At 68.3% G+C, this 15,397-nt stretch carries 16 protein-coding genes; 7 read left to right on the forward strand and 9 right to left on the reverse strand.

Going from position 1 to position 15,397, the window contains the following annotated elements; genetic code table 11:
• Positions 1-12: 12 nt before the first annotated feature.
• Positions 13-777 (forward strand): NAD(P)H-binding protein, encoded by a 765-nt coding sequence (locus ACIHAX_RS23320; RefSeq protein ID WP_364424599.1) that lies wholly within the window; start codon positions 13-15, stop codon positions 775-777.
• A gap of 153 nt (positions 778-930) precedes the next feature.
• On the opposite strand, the gene ACIHAX_RS23325 is transcribed toward ACIHAX_RS23320, so the two are convergent.
• Together ACIHAX_RS23325 and ACIHAX_RS23330 are read right to left on the reverse strand one after the other, a co-directional pair.
• Positions 931-3,231, reverse strand: coding sequence for a glycosyltransferase family 39 protein (locus ACIHAX_RS23325; RefSeq protein WP_397279521.1), 2,301 nt, complete (start codon positions 3,229-3,231; stop codon positions 931-933).
• Positions 3,228-4,490 carry a bifunctional glycosyltransferase family 2/GtrA family protein gene (locus tag ACIHAX_RS23330; RefSeq protein ID WP_355071612.1) on the reverse strand — a complete coding sequence of 421 codons (1,263 nt, stop codon included), beginning with the start codon at positions 4,488-4,490 and terminating at the stop codon, positions 3,228-3,230. The genes ACIHAX_RS23325 and ACIHAX_RS23330 overlap by 4 nt, the downstream gene beginning before the upstream one ends.
• 116 nt (positions 4,491-4,606) lie before the next feature.
• Between ACIHAX_RS23330 and ACIHAX_RS23335 the strand changes: the two genes are divergently transcribed.
• Positions 4,607-5,353, forward strand: a complete 747-nt coding sequence (locus ACIHAX_RS23335) for a TetR/AcrR family transcriptional regulator (protein ID WP_397279524.1) — start codon at positions 4,607-4,609, stop codon at positions 5,351-5,353.
• A 141-nt stretch (positions 5,354-5,494) separates the two neighbouring features.
• Here the strand turns inward: ACIHAX_RS23335 and thiD are convergent, their stop codons facing one another.
• Positions 5,495-6,340, reverse strand: coding sequence for a bifunctional hydroxymethylpyrimidine kinase/phosphomethylpyrimidine kinase (thiD, locus tag ACIHAX_RS23340; RefSeq protein ID WP_355071616.1), 846 nt, complete (start codon positions 6,338-6,340; stop codon positions 5,495-5,497).
• Between the two features lie 90 nt (positions 6,341-6,430).
• Between thiD and ACIHAX_RS23345 the strand changes: the two genes are divergently transcribed.
• Positions 6,431-7,567: a GTP-binding protein gene (locus ACIHAX_RS23345; RefSeq protein ID WP_397279526.1), complete on the forward strand. Its 1,137-nt coding sequence runs from the start codon at positions 6,431-6,433 to the stop codon at positions 7,565-7,567.
• 45 nt (positions 7,568-7,612) lie between these two features.
• On the opposite strand, the gene ACIHAX_RS23350 is transcribed toward ACIHAX_RS23345, so the two are convergent.
• The gene (locus ACIHAX_RS23350) at positions 7,613-8,236 is read right to left on the reverse strand and encodes an NAD(P)-dependent oxidoreductase (RefSeq protein ID WP_397279528.1); all 624 of its coding nucleotides are present in this window, start codon (positions 8,234-8,236) and stop codon (positions 7,613-7,615) included.
• A gap of 106 nt (positions 8,237-8,342) precedes the next feature.
• Positions 8,343-9,425: an epoxide hydrolase family protein gene (locus ACIHAX_RS23355; protein WP_364424570.1), complete on the reverse strand. Its 1,083-nt coding sequence runs from the start codon at positions 9,423-9,425 to the stop codon at positions 8,343-8,345.
• A gap of 86 nt (positions 9,426-9,511) precedes the next feature.
• On the opposite strand from ACIHAX_RS23355, the gene ACIHAX_RS23360 reads away from it, so the two are divergent.
• Positions 9,512-10,156 carry a TetR/AcrR family transcriptional regulator gene (locus tag ACIHAX_RS23360; RefSeq protein ID WP_397279530.1) on the forward strand — a complete coding sequence of 215 codons (645 nt, stop codon included), beginning with the start codon at positions 9,512-9,514 and terminating at the stop codon, positions 10,154-10,156.
• Positions 10,157-10,218: 62 nt separating this feature from the next.
• A complete protein-coding gene (locus ACIHAX_RS23365; protein ID WP_397279532.1) occupies positions 10,219-10,626 on the forward strand; it encodes a VOC family protein in 408 nt (135 codons plus the stop codon).
• Positions 10,627-10,663: 37 nt separating this feature from the next.
• Here the strand turns inward: ACIHAX_RS23365 and ACIHAX_RS23370 are convergent, their stop codons facing one another.
• The gene (locus tag ACIHAX_RS23370) at positions 10,664-11,458 is read right to left on the reverse strand and encodes a thioesterase family protein (RefSeq protein ID WP_397279534.1); all 795 of its coding nucleotides are present in this window, start codon (positions 11,456-11,458) and stop codon (positions 10,664-10,666) included.
• 149 nt (positions 11,459-11,607) lie between these two features.
• On the reverse strand, positions 11,608-12,852 hold the full coding sequence (locus tag ACIHAX_RS23375) for a KasA/KasB family beta-ketoacyl-ACP synthase (protein ID WP_397279687.1): 1,245 nt from the start codon (positions 12,850-12,852) through the stop codon (positions 11,608-11,610).
• 39 nt (positions 12,853-12,891) lie between these two features.
• Between ACIHAX_RS23375 and ACIHAX_RS23380 the strand changes: the two genes are divergently transcribed.
• Positions 12,892-13,449, forward strand: coding sequence for a TetR/AcrR family transcriptional regulator (locus tag ACIHAX_RS23380; RefSeq protein ID WP_364424563.1), 558 nt, complete (start codon positions 12,892-12,894; stop codon positions 13,447-13,449).
• A 300-nt stretch (positions 13,450-13,749) separates the two neighbouring features.
• Here the strand turns inward: ACIHAX_RS23380 and ACIHAX_RS23385 are convergent, their stop codons facing one another.
• Entirely contained in the window at positions 13,750-14,211 is a 462-nt protein-coding gene (locus ACIHAX_RS23385; protein WP_397279536.1) for a MarR family winged helix-turn-helix transcriptional regulator, read from the reverse strand.
• A 57-nt stretch (positions 14,212-14,268) separates the two neighbouring features.
• On the opposite strand from ACIHAX_RS23385, the gene ACIHAX_RS23390 reads away from it, so the two are divergent.
• A complete protein-coding gene (locus ACIHAX_RS23390) occupies positions 14,269-14,670 on the forward strand; it encodes a VOC family protein (RefSeq protein WP_355071642.1) in 402 nt (133 codons plus the stop codon).
• Positions 14,671-14,745: 75 nt separating this feature from the next.
• On the opposite strand, the gene ACIHAX_RS23395 is transcribed toward ACIHAX_RS23390, so the two are convergent.
• Positions 14,746-15,369 (reverse strand): PIN domain-containing protein, encoded by a 624-nt coding sequence (locus ACIHAX_RS23395; protein ID WP_355071643.1) that lies wholly within the window; start codon positions 15,367-15,369, stop codon positions 14,746-14,748.
• Positions 15,370-15,397: the final 28 nt, after the last annotated feature.

A 15,397-nucleotide genomic window follows, 5' to 3' on the forward strand; every position in this document is an offset into this window, starting at 1 on the left:
GGAGTGAGGACCATGACGAAGGGCACGAAGATCGCGGTAGCGGGCGCGACCGGGCGGCTGGGCAGGCACGTGGTGGATGTGCTGAACGAGCAGGGGCACGACGTGGTCGCCTTCTCCCGGGCCGACGGTGTCGACATCGAGACCGGGCGGGGCCTGGTCGATGCGCTGGATGGTGTGCGCGTCGTGATCGACGTTTCCAGCACGCCGTCCCCGGACCGGGAGGTGGCGACGGCCTTCTTCACCGCGACCGCGCGCAATCTGCACGAAGCGGGACAGAAGGCAGGGGTCGAGCGTCTGGTGGTGGCGTCGATCATCGGCATCGACGGCACCACCGCCGGATACAACGCGGCCAAGCTGGCCCACGAGCGAGCGCTGCTGGAAGGGCCGCTGCCGGTGCAGATCCTGCGTGCGGCGCAGTTCCACGAACTGGTCGAGCTGATGATGGGGTGGGGCACCCAGGGGGACACCGCCTACGTGGCTGAGATGCGCACCCAATTGGTCGCCGCGCGTACCGTCGCCGAGGAACTCGTCCACCTCGCGCTCGCTCCCGAGATCACCGCGGCTCCTTTCCCGGAAATCGCGGGCCCGCAACCGGAAACGATGGCCGGTGCCGCAACCCTGCTTGCCGCCCGCCGCGGCGCGCCCGCACACGTCGTCGAGGTGAGCGACCAGGACAATCCCGATCGTGAGGTGTACGAAAACGGTGGACTTCTCCCCGGCCCGCACGCCAAGCTCGCAGGCCCGACGTTCGCCGAGTGGATCGAGTCCGTCCGGTAGCCACCCGGAGGCATCGAAAACGCGGTCCGCACCGGCGCCGAGGTATGACGCCGGTGCGGATGCGGTGTTCAGCGAGTGCAGGGGAATGCGCTGAACACCGGAAGGCGATGCGGCCCCGAGGGATGCAGGGCGACAGGGCAGCATCGCGTGGTTTCAGTGGGTGGCGGTCAGGTCGTACAAGGCGACCCCGTCCACCTGGATGGCGGTGAAGTTCTCCTCGACCCACTGCGTGATCTGCGCACTGGGGGAGGAGCTGGATGAACCGGGCCCGCCACGGCCGCCGCCGACGAAGTAGTGGATCTTCCCTTCGGCGACGTACTGCTGGAACTGCTCCAGCGTCGGCGAGGGGTCACTGCCGTTGAAGCCGCCGATCGGCATCACCGGAAGTTCGGTGGCCAACTGCAAGCCCGCGGCGCTGTTCGAGCCGATGGCCGCGGCCACCCAGGTGTAGTCGCCGCCGTTCTGCTCGAGCAGGGACACGATCTGCGCGCTCGGTTCGCTCGCCCCGAGGAGGCCGCCCATCCCACCGCCGCCATTGGGACCAGGACCGCCGTCTCCGGGCATACCGCCCGTTCCCTGCGGGAACACCGTGCCGTCCGGTGCCTGCCCGCCGGGCGCGGTGCCTTGCGGCGTGGTGCCGGACGGGAAACCCGGCGGTGTACCCGCGCCGTCGGGAGCTTGCCCGTCGGGCGGGAAGCCCGGCGGCGTACCCGCGCCGCCGGGGGCCTGCCCGTTGGGCGTGGTGCCCTGGCGTCCGCCGCTCGGTGCCCGGCCGCCGGGTGCGTTGCCCTGCGGTCCAGAACCCGGAAGTCGGCTGCCCGGCTGTGGAATTCGGCCGTCCGTGCCCTGCGGACCCGGCGAACCTCCGTCCGGCGGTGTGTCACCCGGGGCTTGCGCGGCGCCGTCGCGGCCCGTGCTCATTCCGTTCTGCATGCGGCGACCCATGCCGGGCATGCCTTCGCCCCACGGTGGCCGCCCGCGCATCGCGACGTTCGGCCCCGCCGAAGGAATCGAACCGGCGTGTGGCGTCGCGATGGTATCGACGGCATAGGCCACGGGCCCGGCCAGGAAAGTGAACGCGACCGCCAGCGCCGACACGACGGCCAGCTTGCGCGGCGCGGGAACGAGCACGGCGAGTGTCGCGAGCACGCCGACGACCAGCACCGTCCAGCGCAGCCACGACTGCCATTCCGGACTGCGCGACAACAGCATCCAGGCGGTCGCCGTGGTGAGACCCACCGCGAGTGCCGACGCAAGCCGCACCCACGGCCGATGCCGCCCCCGCCACGCCAGGACCGCGCCCGCGCCGACCAGCGCGGCGATGGCCGGAGCCAGGGCGACGGTGTAGTACTGGTGGAAGATCCCGGCCATGAAGCTGAACACCAGCCCGGTCGCCAGCAGCCATCCGCCCCAGAGGACGAGCGAAGCGCGCTGCCGGTCGGTGCGAGCCGCTTTGCCGCGCAGGAGGATTCCGACGACCAGCGCGACCAGCGCGGCGGGGATCAACCACGCGATCTGACCGCCCTGTGCCGGCTCGAACATCCGCGTGATGCCGGTTTCCCCCCACATGCCGTTGCCGCCCCGCGGCAGCTCACCGCCGCCCGGTACGACACTGCCGCGCTCGTTGCCGTTGAGCCGGCCGAGCCCGTTGTAGCCGAGGGTGAGTTCCAGGATGGAGTTCTCGTGCGAGCCGCCGATCCACGGACGGGACGAGGCGGGCCACAACTCCACCGCGAGCAGCCACCAGCCCGCGGCCACCACCATTGCGGCCCCGGCCGCGAAAAGTTGCAGGATGCGCTTGCCGAGTTTCGGCGGGCCCGCGAGCAGATAGGTCAGCGCGAGCGCCGGAACCACCAGCAGCACCTGCAATTGCTTGGTGAGGAAGCCGAATCCGATCAGCGCGCCGGTCAGCACCAGCCACCGCCAGCGGCCGTCCTCCACCGCCCGGGTCATCGCCCAAGCGGCGGCGATCATCAAGAACACCAAGAGCGCTTCGGGATTGTTGAAGCGGAACATCAACGCCGCGACCGGCGTCACCGCCAGCGCCAACCCGGCGAGCAATCCGGCCGCGGGCCCGAACGGCCTGCGCACCGTCGCCCACAGCAGTGCCACGCTGGCCACGCCGAGCAGCACCTCCGGCACCAGGATGCTCCAGCTGTTCAGGCCGAAAGCCCGCACCGAAAGCTCCATCAACCACAGCGAGGCGGGTGGCTTGTCCACGGTGATCGAGTTGGCCGCGTCGGAGGACCCGAAGAAGAACGCCTTCCACGACACCGAGCCCGCCTGCACCGCGGCGGAATAGAACGAATTCGCCCACCCGTTGGCGCTCAGGTTGCACAGATAGGCCACCGCCGTGCCGAGCAGCAGCGCCGCCAGCGCCGGAAACTCCCAGTTCCTTCTGGTCCGAGGCCGCGGTTCGGCCGCGACCGGTTGCGCGGTCAGAGTCGCCGTCATCGACGAACCTCCGCGGCGAGCCCCGATGCGTTCGACGCACGATCGCCTCCGCTGTCGCGGAACACCCAGCGCAGCCCGACGAACCGCAGCAGCGTCGCCACCAGATTGGCCACCACCAGCACGAACAGTTCCAGATGCACCGAGGAGTCCGGCGCCCACCGATGCAGCGCGAACAACGAACCGCTGGTGAGCGCCAGCCCGATACCGAAGATCACCAAACCCTGGAACTGGTGCGACACGGCCCCGTTCGAGCCGCGCACGCCGAAGGTGAAGGCCCGGTTGGCCGCCGTGTTGCCCACCGCCGTGATCAGCAGGGCGGCGAAGTTCGCCACTTGCGCGCCGGTCAATGGTTGCAGCGCCACGTAGAGCAGCAGGTAGGCCAGCGTGCTCAACACACCGACGATCGCGAACCGCACCAGCTGACCCACCATGCCGAGCGGCACCCCGGGCACCAGCGGTTCCCGGCCCACCGAGCGGCGCAGTTCCTCCAGCGGCAGCGCGCCGGTCGCCAGCGCCCGACCAAGCCGCCAGATGCCGAGCAGGTCCTTGCGGGCGGTGTCGATGATGTCGACGCGGCTGTCCGGGTCATCGATCCAGTCCACCGGGACCTCGTGAATCCGCAGACCCGCCCGCTCGGCGAGCACCAGCAATTCGGTGTCGAAGAACCATTCCCCGTCGTGCACCAGCGGTAGCAGGCGGCGCGCCACCTCGGTGCGCATCGCCTTGAAGCCGCACTGCGCGTCGGAGAAGTGCGCGCGCAGCGAGGCCTTCAGCAGCAGGTTGTAGCAGCGCGAGATGATCTCGCGCTTGGGTCCGCGCACCACGCGGGACGCGGCGTCGAGCCGGGTGCCGATGGCCAGGTCGGAATGCCCGGTGATCAGCGGCGCGACCAGCGGGAGCAAGGCGTTCAGGTCGGTGGACAGGTCGACGTCCATGTAGGCGACCACCTGCGCGTCCGAGTGTTCCCACACCGCGCGCAGCGCCCGACCGCGCCCCTTGGCGGACAGATGGACGACGCGCACATCGTCCAGTTCCTCCGCGAGCAGCTGGGCGACCTGGAGCGTGGCGTCGGTGCTCGCGTTGTCGGCGACCGTGATGCGCGCCGGGAACGGGAACCCCTCGCGCAGGTGGGCGTGCAGTCTGCGCACGCACACGCCGAGGTCGGTCTCTTCGTTGTAGACGGGTATCACCACGTCCAGCACGGGCGCGCCCGTGGTCTCGGTCCGTTCCGTCGCCGCGACGGTGGAAGTCTCGGTCATGCGAACCAGACTCGACGGCCACACTGCCACCGGGCTGGGCCTCAGCTGTGAGGTTCCTGGTAGCTCGGGATCGCCGGGTGGATGCCCGGCGGACGCCCGGTTATCGGGGCTGCTCGGTGCAGGTAGCATCCGGATTCGTGATGCTGCGCGGCCGGACGGAAGACGACCAGCCGCCGAAACGCGTGGACGCCCGCACCGAGCGCTGGCGCGAGCATCGCAGAAAGGTGCGCGAGGAGTTCGTGGACGCGGCGTTCCGCGCCCTCGACAAATTCGGCCCCGCCGTCAGCATGGGCGACATCGCCAAAGAGGCGGGCGCGGCCAAGCCGAAGCTGTATCGCCATTTCGAGGACAAGACCGACCTCTACAACGCGATCGTGGACCGGGTCCGCGACCTGCTCTGGGAACAGGTCATGACCAGCTTCGACCTCACCGGCGACTCGGCCGGTGACCTGGTGCGCCGCGCCGCGTCCGAATACGTGCTGGTGGTGTCGCGGCAGCCGAACGTCTTCCGGTTCATGCTGCACAGCCACTTCACGCAACGGTCCGACGACGCCGATCGCGCGCTGCAATCGGCCAGGCAGTCCGCCCGGCGCGCCGCCGAGCTGTTCGCAGGCGTCGTGGACGACGAGTCGGTGCGGGTCGAAAACGTGCAGCTGGTGATCTATTCGATCTTCGGCGCGGTGGCCTCGGCCACCGATTGGTGGCTGGGGGTGAACCGGCTGGAGCCGCCCGCCATGACGGCCGAGCAGTTCGCCGACTATCTGAGCGAGACCATCTTCGCGCTGGTGGCGGCGAGCGCTCGGCTGCACGGCATCGCCATCGCGGCCGATCGTCCGCTGCACCTCGCCTTTTCCACGTTGTGACCGGAGCGCCCCCCGGGCCGGGCGCCGAGGTCGTGCCGCGTCCACGCCGAACGTCATTGTTCCGATCGCCTCGCCGTTGAAGCCATCCGTGTCGGCGACGTCTTCAGTATCGCAGCGCCCACCGACAAGAAATGGCGCCGATCAGCTCCGGTGCAACCGCCACAGCGGGGACACCGGCCCATGGCCAGCGCCGAGATCGTAGGACGCGGCCAAGCAGCGGTAGGTCCACTCCTTGGCGAACTCGACCGCTTCGGGCACCGGATAGCCGTGGGCGAGCGCACAGGCGATCGCGGCGGCCAGCGTGTCGCCGCCGCCGTGGTCATTGCCGGTCGCGATGCGCGGCGCGGTGAATTCGAGGAATTGCTCGCCGTCGAACAGCAGGTCGGCGCTGTATTCGGAGGAACGCAGGTGCCCGCCCTTGACGATCGCCCACCGCGGTCCCAGCTTGTGCAGCGCCTCGGCCGCGCGCCGCGCCGAATCGTCGTCCGCTACTTCGATGCCCGTGAGCAGGCGGACCTCGTCCAGGTTCGGCGTCACCACGGTCGCGAGCGGAATCAGGGTGTTGCGCAGCGCGTCCAGCGCTTCGGCGTGCAGCAGCGGGTCGCCGTGCATCGAAGCCGCCACCGGATCGACGACCAGCGGAATCTCGCCATCGCGGCCGATGCCGACCTCCCGGCACACCTCCGCGACCGCCTCGATGATCGCGGTCGAGGCCAGCATGCCGGTCTTCGCGGCGCCGACGCCGATGTCCCCGGCGACCGAGCGCACCTGAGCGGCCACGACCTGCGGCGGAATCTCGTGGAAACCGCTGACGCCCACCGTGTTCTGCACGGTGACCGCCGCGACCGCGACCAGGGCGTGCACGCCGCACAGCGCCATGGTGCGGGTATCGGCTTGGATTCCGGCGCCTCCGCCGGAATCGGTACCGGCAATGGTGAGCGCCCGGACGGGGGTCTGCCCCTCGGCGGGCAATGGCAGCAATTTCACGACCCAAACCCTACGGCGACGTCGTTCTCCCGCTACGGGCAACCGGACCCGCCAGATGGGCGTAAAATGAAAATCGTTATCATTAACTTCATGGACTCCGACCTGCTTCCCGTCACCGTGCTGTCCGGCTTCCTCGGTGCGGGCAAGACGACGCTGCTCAACCACATCCTCGCCAACCGGGAGGGCCGCCGGGTCGCGGTCATCGTCAACGACATGAGTGAGGTGAACATCGACGCCGCGCTGGTCGCGGGCCAAGGCCACCTCGACCGCACCGAAGAGAAGCTGGTCGAACTGACCAACGGCTGCATCTGCTGCACCCTGCGCGAGGACCTGATCGAGGCGGTGGCCCGGCTCGCGCGGGAAGGACGGTTCGATCAGCTGGTGATCGAGTCCACCGGCATCTCCGAGCCGATGCCTGTGGCCGCGACCTTCGACTGGGAGTTCGAGGACGGGTTCCGGCTCGGCGACATCGCCCGGCTGGACACCATGGTGACCGTGGTCGATGCCTCGACCTTCCTCGCGGAAGTGGCGCGCGGCCAAGCGCTGGCCGAGCGGAATCTGGAAGCGGGGGAGGGCGACGCGCGCACCATCGCCGACCTCCTGGTGGATCAGGTCGAGTTCGCCGACGTCGTGCTGGTCAACAAGACCGACCTGGTCGGCGCCGCGGCGGTGGGCGCGGTGGAGGCCACGGTGCGCAGGCTCAATCCGCGCGCTCACGTGCTGCGGACCACTAACGGTGTGGTCGACCTGCGCGAGGTGCTCGACACCGGCCGCTACAACCCGCTGGTCGCCGCGGCGGCCGAGGGTTGGGCGGAGGAACTCGCAGGCGGCCACACTCCGGAGACCGAGGAGTACGGCATCCGCAGCCTCACCTACACCGCCGACCGGCCGTTCCATCCGCTGCGTCTGGCCGATGCGCTGGAGCGGTTGCGCGGCCTGTTGCGCAGCAAAGGATTCTGCTGGATCGCGAGCCGCTCGACGCTGGCCGCCGTGTGGTCGCAAGCGGGACCGAACCTGGTGTTCGAACCCGCCGCCTGGTGGTCGTCGCTGGAGGTGCCGCCAGGGCAGGAGATCGTGTTCATCGGGGTGAAGCTGGATTGCGCGAAGGTGCGCGCGTTGTTGGACGAAGCCCTGCTCACCGACGCGGAGTTCGCCGCGGGCCCGGGCGCTTGGGCCGAGTATCCCGATCCCTTCCCGGTGTGGGGTGAACTGCACGAGCACGCCTGATGGCTGTGTCGCTCCAGGCCGCCTCGGCGTCGCCGGATGACGTGCTCAGTTCGAGATTCCGGGTGCCTGGCGAAGGTAGGTGGTGTCGGTCAGTTGCTCGATCATGAAGTCGGCGATGTCGGCGCGGGAGATTTTCAGGGTGAGTCCGGGCTCGTCCGCCCGGAACCCGCGCCGGTAGCCGCCGGTGGCCGGTCCGTCGGTGAACGCGCTCGGCCGCACGATCGTCCAGTCCAGGTCGCTGGCCAGGACGTACTCCTCCTGCTCGACGTGGTCGGCATAGGCCGGGCGCAGCAGCAAGCCGAACATCACGTACTTCCACAGGAAGTTCAGGTTGCCCTTGCTGTCGCCCACGCCGAGCGTCGTCTGGCAGATCAGCCGTTTCACGCCCGTGCGCCGCATCGCGTCGATGATCGCTTTGGTGCCGCCCGCCCGGACCACGCCCTTGCGGCCGTTGCCGAGCGAGATCAGCACCGCCTCTTGTCCCTCCACCGCGCGTTGCACCGAATCGGTGTCCAGCACATCGCCTTCCACGACGCGCAGCCGCTCGTGCCGCTGGGTGACGCTCGCGGCGCTGCGGGTGAAGGCCGTCACCTCGTGGCCCTCCCGCAGCGCCCGCTCGACGACGAGACGCCCGACGGTACCGGTGGCTCCGAAGACCGCGATTCGCATGGTTTCTCTCCTTGTTCGAAAGCTGTTGTGCTGTTGATGAATCCAGTACATCAGCGGGAATCGAGACGAACCATGGCCGCGGCTCTCGATGCCATAAGCGACTGTCTCAGCGCAGCTTCGCGAAGAACTCCGTGATCTCCTCCGTCATGAGCGCGGGCGCCACATGGTGCAGGTAGTGAGTGAACACATCGTGCGTGCGCCACGAGACAACGTTGTGATCGCGCTCGGCGAAGCGCCGGATGCCGTGGAAATCGCCGGAGGAGCCGCACAGCGCGAGCGGAACCGTGGTCGGCGCGGTGGGGTGCTCGGCCTTGTCCTTCTCGAAGTAGTGCCGGATCGCCGAGCCCGCGGTGCCGGTGAGCCAGTGGATCGCGATATTGGTCAGCACGAAGTCGTCGTCCAGGTCCGGGCCGAGCAGTTGGCCGTTCCAGCCGACCAATCCGGCGGGCGAATCCGTGATCGCGTGCGCCAGCGTCTGCGGCTGCTGGGATTGCAGCACGTTGAAGCCCATCTTGTTCTTCACGAACCAGTCCAGGGTGGCCAGCGACCGCTGCTCGTCCTCGTCGAGATCGGCCAGTTCGGCCGGGTCGCCGGACGGGAACGAGTACACCTGCGCGACGTGCACGCCGACGACGTTCTCCGGAGCCACCCGCCCGAGTTCCGGCGAGATCTGCGATCCGCCGTCGTTGCCCACCGCGCCGTAGCGGGCGTAGCCGAGCCGCCGCATCAACTCGGCCCAGGCGCGGGCGATGCGAGCGTCGTTCCAGCCCGCCTCGGTGGTGGGGCCGGAGAAGCCGTATCCCGGTACCGAAGGGATCACCAGATCGAATCCGGCCGTGGTGAGCGGCTCGATGACGCCGACGAACTCGACGAAAGTGCCGGGCCAGCCGTGCGTGAGGATCAGCGGGAACGCGTCCTCCTGTGCGGATTTCACGTGCAGGAAATGGATGTTCTGACCGTCGATCTCGGTGGTGAACTGCGGGTAGGCGTTCAGCGCGTTCTCGACCGCGCGCCAGTCGAACCCGTCGCGCCAGTAATCGACCAGGTGGCGGACGCGCTCGACGCTCACCCCGTAGGTGTCGCCCGAGCCTGGGATCTGCTGAGCCCACCGGGTACGTGCGAGCCGGTCGCGCAGATCGTCCAGCTCGGCCTGGGCGATGTCGATGCGGAAGGGGGTGATCGCGGTCATGTCCTGCTCCTAGTGAAACGGAATGCTCTGTTCTGTTCCAACCGTAACAGAACGGATCATTCCGTTTCAAGTGCTACGCTGAATTCATGCCGAGAACAACCGACGCCCCAGCTCAGAAGGGTCTGCCCGGCCGCAAGGCGCAGGCGGCCCGCAACGACGGCTTGATCCTGGAGGCCGCCCGCGTGGTCTTCCTCGCCGACGCGACGGCCCCGATCTCCGCCGTCGCCGAACGCGCGGGCGTGGGGATCAGCGCGCTCTACCGCCGCTATCCGAGCAAGGAAGTGCTGCTGCGCACGCTCTGCCATGACGGTCTGCGCCGATACAACAAGGAGGCCGAAGCGGCGCTGGAGGATTCGGACGGATGGCGCGGACTCGTCGGCTTCTTGGAGCGCGTGGTGGACGCGGACGTGCATTCCCTCGCCGTGCACCTCGCGGGCACGTTCACTCCCGACGAATCGATCCTCCCCGACGTCCTGCGCTCCGGCGAGGCGACCGAGGAGCTCGTGCGCCGCGCCCACGCCACCGGCAAGCTGCGTCCCGACGTCACCCCGCAGGACCTCGGCCTGATCCTGGAATCCTGCGCGGCGGTCGCGGTGCCCGACCCCGAGCGCACCGTCCAGTTGCGCCGCCGCGTGCTCGCGATGCTCGTCGCCGGACTGAGCTCCGACGGCGAACTCCCCGGCCCACCGCCCGCGCCGGACGAGTTCTCCTGGCGGTGGGCACGGCGATGAATTTCCCGGGGTGAACCGGTCCGCACTGGTACGAATACCGCAGTCCGCCGAAAGGAAGTGCCGTGAACTGGACACTCGAGGTCGTGATCGTGCCCGTGTCGGACATCGACCGAGCCAAGCGGTTCTACGCGGAGCAACTGGGCTTCGCCGTCGACCACGACACGAAGATCGCCGAGGAGGTGCGCATAGTGCAGCTCACCCCGCCCGGCTCGGGCTGCTCGATCGTGATCGGCAAGGGCGCGGTGCCGGACATGCGCCCCGGATCCCAACAAGGTTTCCAGTTGGTAGTCAACGACCTGCGCAAAGCCCATGAGGAACTGACTTCCCGCGGCGTCGAGCTCACCGAAATCCAAGTCCTCGGCGAAAACCCGACCCCCATGCCCGACCCCTTGGACAACGTCGGATTCTTCTTCTTCACCGACCCGGACGGCAACGGCTGGGCCGTACAACAGATCTCGACCCGTCCGTGAACGCGGCGGTGACGAACGCCGAGTGGGTCTGCCTCGGTTATCGGTTGCCGAGGAAGAGGGTTTGCGTGCTGCGGCCCAAGGGACCCTTTTCGTCGTAGAGCGCTGATTCCGCCATACCTATGCCATGGGGTTGGGGGTAGGTGACGGCGTCGAGGCAGACCCATTCGCCCGCCGGCTGGCGGTACAGGGTGACCGTCAGGTCGGTGTTGATGAAGAGGTACTTCGACCAGTCCAGGACCGCGCTCACGCCGTTGCCGGAATCCGCGGCCGCGAGGGTGCGCTCCAGCGGGCTCGGATCGGTGCCCGCGACGATCGGGTGCTTGATCCTGATCCAGCAGATCGCCGGGCCTGGTTCGGAGAAGGATCCGCTGACGAAGCGGTAATCGATGGCCGTGTGGAACCCGATCGGCTGGGCGGACGGGAACGGCTCGGGCGCGTCCGCGTGCTCCGGGCCGGGGCGCGAGCCCGTCGGCAAGAAGCGTTCCGGCAGCGGCAATTCCGGTTCGGCCAGCTTGAATCGCCAGGCATTCGCCCGCATCACCGGCCCGCGCTCGGTCGACAGTGTCGCCTCGATGAGTTCGACGCTGCGACCAGGACGCGCGACGCGCGCCTGCGCGGTGAGCGGTTCCAGCGGCACCGGGCCGAGGATCTCGACGGCGACCCGGCCGACCTGGAACCCGGACCGTGGCTCGCACCGCTCGATCACGTGCCCGAGCAGCGCCGACGGTGGACCGGCGTGCTGGGCGTCCGGCGACCAGGGGCCACGGGTGAACTCGGTCGAGATGAATCGGTCCGGCCGATCGGGATCGGGTAGGTAGAAGGCGTCAGTCATGACCGTGCCTCGCCCGCGCTCGGCTCAGTGCGCGCCCGCGCACGGTGTCCTCGGCTGCTTCGCTGACGCTCGCTCACGTCGCTGTCCATCCTTCGGGCCGATCGGTCGCTTGCACAACGACGGTAACCCGCCCCGGAACGGGCTCGGGATCAGACCCGGCCGAACGCGAGCGCGACGTTGTGCCCGCCGAAACCGAACGAGTTGTTCAGTGCGAAATCGATGTGTTGAGTCCGTGGCGCGCCCGCGACGACGTCGAGATCGATCTCCGGATCGAGGTTGTCGAGGTTCAACGTCGGCGGGACGACCTGATCCCGCAGGGTGAGCATGGTGACGAGCGATTCCAACGCGCCGACCGCCCCGATCGAGTGACCCAGCGCGGATTTCGGAGCGTAGACCGAGGCGTCGGGCGCGACGGAGGTGATCGCGTTGGCTTCCGAGGCGTCGCCGATGGAGGTCGACGTGGCGTGGGCGTTCACATGCTGGATATCCGAAGCCCGCAGTCCCGCGGTTTCGATGGCCTTGCGCATCGCGCGGGCAGCGCCGAGCCCTTCCGGCTCGGAGGCGACGATGTGATAGGCGTCGGAGGTGATGCCCGCGCCGAGCACCCGTCCGTGCACGGTCGCGCCGCGCGCGCGTGCGTGCCGCTCCGATTCGAGCACCAGCAGCGCGCCCGCCTCGCCGAAGACGAACCCGTCGCGGTCCCGGTCGAACGGGCGGGACGCGCGTTCCGGTTCGTCGTTGCGGGTGCTCATGGCGCGCATCATGGCGAAGCTCGCGATGGGCACGGCGTCGATGTGTCCTTCGACCCCGCCCGCCACCACTACGTCCGCCTCGCCGGTGGTGATCAGCCGCCAGGCGTGCGCGATCGCCTCCGAACCCGACGAACATGCCGAGACCGGAGCGAAAACTCCTGCTCTGGCACCGATTTCGAGCCCGACGGTGGCGGCGGGACCGTTCGGCATCACCATCGGCACCGACATCGGCGACACCTTGCGGTAGCCGCCCGCGCGCATCGCGTCGACCGCGGAGATCAGCGCGTCACCACCGCCGAGCCCGGTGCCGATCGCCACCGCCAAACGGTCGCCGTCCACCTCGGGCGCGCCCGCCGCGCGCCAGACCCGGCGGCCTAGCACCAGGGCCATCTGCTCGACGTAGGAATGCCTGCGCTGTTCGAGCCGGGACAGTTCCCCGCCGGGCTGTGACTTCAACTTGCCGCCGATGCGGACCGGCAGGTCGTACTCGGCCACGAAATCGTCATCCAACGCGCCGATCCCGCTGTGCCCCGCCAGCAAACCGGACCAGGTCGTATCCATGTCGTCGGCCAGCGACGTGGTCGCCGCGTATCCGGTGACCACGACCGAATTCCGAGTTTCTGAAGCGATTGTTACAGTCACGATGTCATGAATACCTGTACCGATCGCTACAGTCAACCCATGGCCCGCCCTCTCGACCACGCCAAACGCGCCGAACTGCTCGCCGCCGTCGTGCGCTACATCGCCGATCACGGCCTCGCGGACCTGTCGCTGCGCCCGCTGGCCACCGAACTCGGCACCAGCTCCCGCATGCTGATCTACTACTTCACGACCAAGGAGGAATTGCTGGTCCAAGCGCTGGCGACGCAGCGCCCCGACATCGCGGCGATGTTCGCCGATATCGGTGACGCTGCGGAACTGCGCGACCGGTTGTGGGATTTCTGGACCGCGAACGCCTCGGGCGAGGGCCGCACCAGTGTCAGGGTGATGCTTCAGGTGCTCGGCGCGGCTTGTGCGCCGCGCAGTCCGTATGCCGATTACGCCAACTCGGCCATCGCGATCTTCGTATCGGCGCTGGCCGACGGGCTGCGCGTCATCGATTCCATTGATGACCCGGAAATTGTCGCCACACTGCTGATTTCGGGTCTGCGCGGAATTCTGCAAGACCGGCTGATCACCGGCGAGGTCGAGCGCACCGATCGCGCGGCCCGCCGCCTGATCGAACAGACGGTGCTCTGAACAGTTTGTCGGCGCATCGGCAGTGAGCGGCGTCCGGGCGGTGGTGCGGCCGGTGACGGCGGAATCCGGTAGCGACGCTGTTGCGGTTCGTCGGGCTGCGCTGAATGTTCCGTGACGGCGGGGGCGATCGTGAGTCGAACGGATCGGCCGCTGCTGGACCGTGACCTCGGGACAGGCGGAATCGTGGGTATCCACGCTTGCGGCGCTGCTGCTCGGCACGGCCGTGGCCCCACATGTGCGACTCGCTCTGCGACGAGGGCGGGGCAATCGTAGTGCCCGGATGGTCTCGCGCGGAGGCGATCACTCGGGCCGGGACTCCGGGTACGCATGCGCGAAGAGGCGTTCGAGCATCGCATGCAGCTGCTCTCGTTCCGCAGGGTCGAGCGGGGCGAGGATCTCGTCGCCGACCCGACCGGCTTCGCGATCGAGGGAACGCAACGCGGTACGGCCGGTCCGGGTGAGGCGCACGGTGATGCGGCGACGGTCGCGCTCGTCCCGCGCCCGTTCCACCCTACCGGCGGCTTCGAGTTCGTCGACGATCTTGGCCACGTCGCTGGGGTGGATGGCCAGGCGCTCGGCCAAGTCCCGCTGCGCGTGCGGGCCGAAATCGGCGAGCGCCGCGAGAATCGCCATGTGCCACAGGCGCAGGCCGCGAGCGGCGAGGCGGTCGGCGAACCCGGTGCGCGCGGCCTTGCCGACCCGCGACAGGAGGTAGATGTCGAGGCCGAGCAGGCTCGGTGGGAGTGCGCGTCCGGTACCCATGGGCCTATTGTAGGAGCGAACCTAACATAGGTCAGCACCAACTAATCGGAGATCACCGTGGACGCGCTACATCCGAGACTCCTCGTCACCCGCTTCGCCGAATGCTTCGGGTTCTACGCGGCGGTGCTACCCGAGCTGATCGGGGCGACCCTCGTCAAGGGAACCGCCGCCGGTCCATACGCGAACTGGGACGTGGCGGACCAAGGCGTACTAGTGCTCTTCGATCGCGCCGCGATGGCGGAGGTCATCGGCACGTCTACGCTGCCTGCCGCACCGTCGCAGGACACGGTGATGTTCGTCTGCCGAGTGCCCGACGTCGACGCGGGCGCGAAGCTGTGCGCCGACCACGGCGCGACCGTTGTCGCGGGCCCAACCGACCGCCCGCAGTGGGGCCCCGGACTGCGCACCGCCCACCTGCGCGACCCGGAGGGCACGCTCATCGAACTCCAGTCCTATTGACCGCCAGGTAGTTCGACGATTCCGTGCCGCACCCGTACGCCAACCGGTGCCTACCGGAGTATCAGGCGTTGTACTTTACAAGTCCGGTTCGCGCAGAAGAGCGTTGATATCAAGTGTCAGCAGATGCTTTCGGACGCGTTCTGCGAAAGCGGGCGCCCCAGCCGCCTTCAGTCGTTCGGGGAGTGCGGCGCTGCTGGTATCGCTATTGCGAACGTGGTAGACGAGTTGCTTCGCGGTGACGGCTCGAACCATATGGGGGGCCGAGTCATCGACAAGCTCGAAGAATTCATCGGCTGTGTAGATCTCGTAGGGAAGCTCATCCATCTGAGTGAAGTGCTTATCGTTGTCGGTGAGCAGGATGTCGATGGCGGCGTAAACCGCCGCGCAGTGGACGTGGGCATCGCCCACGTCGGGGTAAGTCGCCGACTTATCGATCGTGTAGCCGGTTATGTGGCCCGTCTCGAACGTGTGCTCGAGTCTGCGGCGAATGCCTCCGACCTGGGCGTCATCCAGCAGCGGGTTGTTTTTCCTCAGGTGGTAATGGAACTCCGCCATGATGTCGTCAGTCCACATGACCTCGAACATCTCATTGTCCGGCTCGAGATAGAGCAGTGCGAGCCAATCCCGGAGCGTACGGGAGTACAAGACGTTCGCATCGACAAGCACATTCGTACCCCACCCGCTGACCATGACGGACATGGTACAAGCGGACGGGGCACCACTTACC

Source organism: Nocardia sp. NPDC051929, assembly GCF_044548645.1.
Taxonomy (GTDB): Bacteria; Actinomycetota; Actinomycetes; order Mycobacteriales; family Mycobacteriaceae; genus Nocardia; species Nocardia sichangensis.

What these genes read in the sequence shown, in the direction of transcription:
- ACIHAX_RS23360 (WP_397279530.1), top strand. Translation starts at nt 9,512, where the DNA reads ATGCCGAGAACAACCGACGCCCCAGCTCAGAAGGGTCTGCCCGGCCGC.
- ACIHAX_RS23380 (WP_364424563.1), top strand. Translation starts at nt 12,892, where the DNA reads ATGGCCCGCCCTCTCGACCACGCCAAACGCGCCGAACTGCTCGCCGCC.
- ACIHAX_RS23345 (WP_397279526.1), top strand. Translation starts at nt 6,431, where the DNA reads ATGGACTCCGACCTGCTTCCCGTCACCGTGCTGTCCGGCTTCCTCGGT.
- ACIHAX_RS23320 (WP_364424599.1), top strand. Translation starts at nt 13, where the DNA reads ATGACGAAGGGCACGAAGATCGCGGTAGCGGGCGCGACCGGGCGGCTG.
- ACIHAX_RS23370 (WP_397279534.1), bottom strand. Translation starts at nt 11,458, where the DNA reads ATGACTGACGCCTTCTACCTACCCGATCCCGATCGGCCGGACCGATTC.
- ACIHAX_RS23395 (WP_355071643.1), bottom strand. Translation starts at nt 15,369, where the DNA reads ATGTCCGTCATGGTCAGCGGGTGGGGTACGAATGTGCTTGTCGATGCG.
- ACIHAX_RS23355 (WP_364424570.1), bottom strand. Translation starts at nt 9,425, where the DNA reads ATGACCGCGATCACCCCCTTCCGCATCGACATCGCCCAGGCCGAGCTG.
- ACIHAX_RS23385 (WP_397279536.1), bottom strand. Translation starts at nt 14,211, where the DNA reads ATGGGTACCGGACGCGCACTCCCACCGAGCCTGCTCGGCCTCGACATC.
- ACIHAX_RS23350 (WP_397279528.1), bottom strand. Translation starts at nt 8,236, where the DNA reads ATGCGAATCGCGGTCTTCGGAGCCACCGGTACCGTCGGGCGTCTCGTC.
- ACIHAX_RS23325 (WP_397279521.1), bottom strand. Translation starts at nt 3,231, where the DNA reads ATGACGGCGACTCTGACCGCGCAACCGGTCGCGGCCGAACCGCGGCCT.
- ACIHAX_RS23330 (WP_355071612.1), bottom strand. Translation starts at nt 4,490, where the DNA reads ATGACCGAGACTTCCACCGTCGCGGCGACGGAACGGACCGAGACCACG.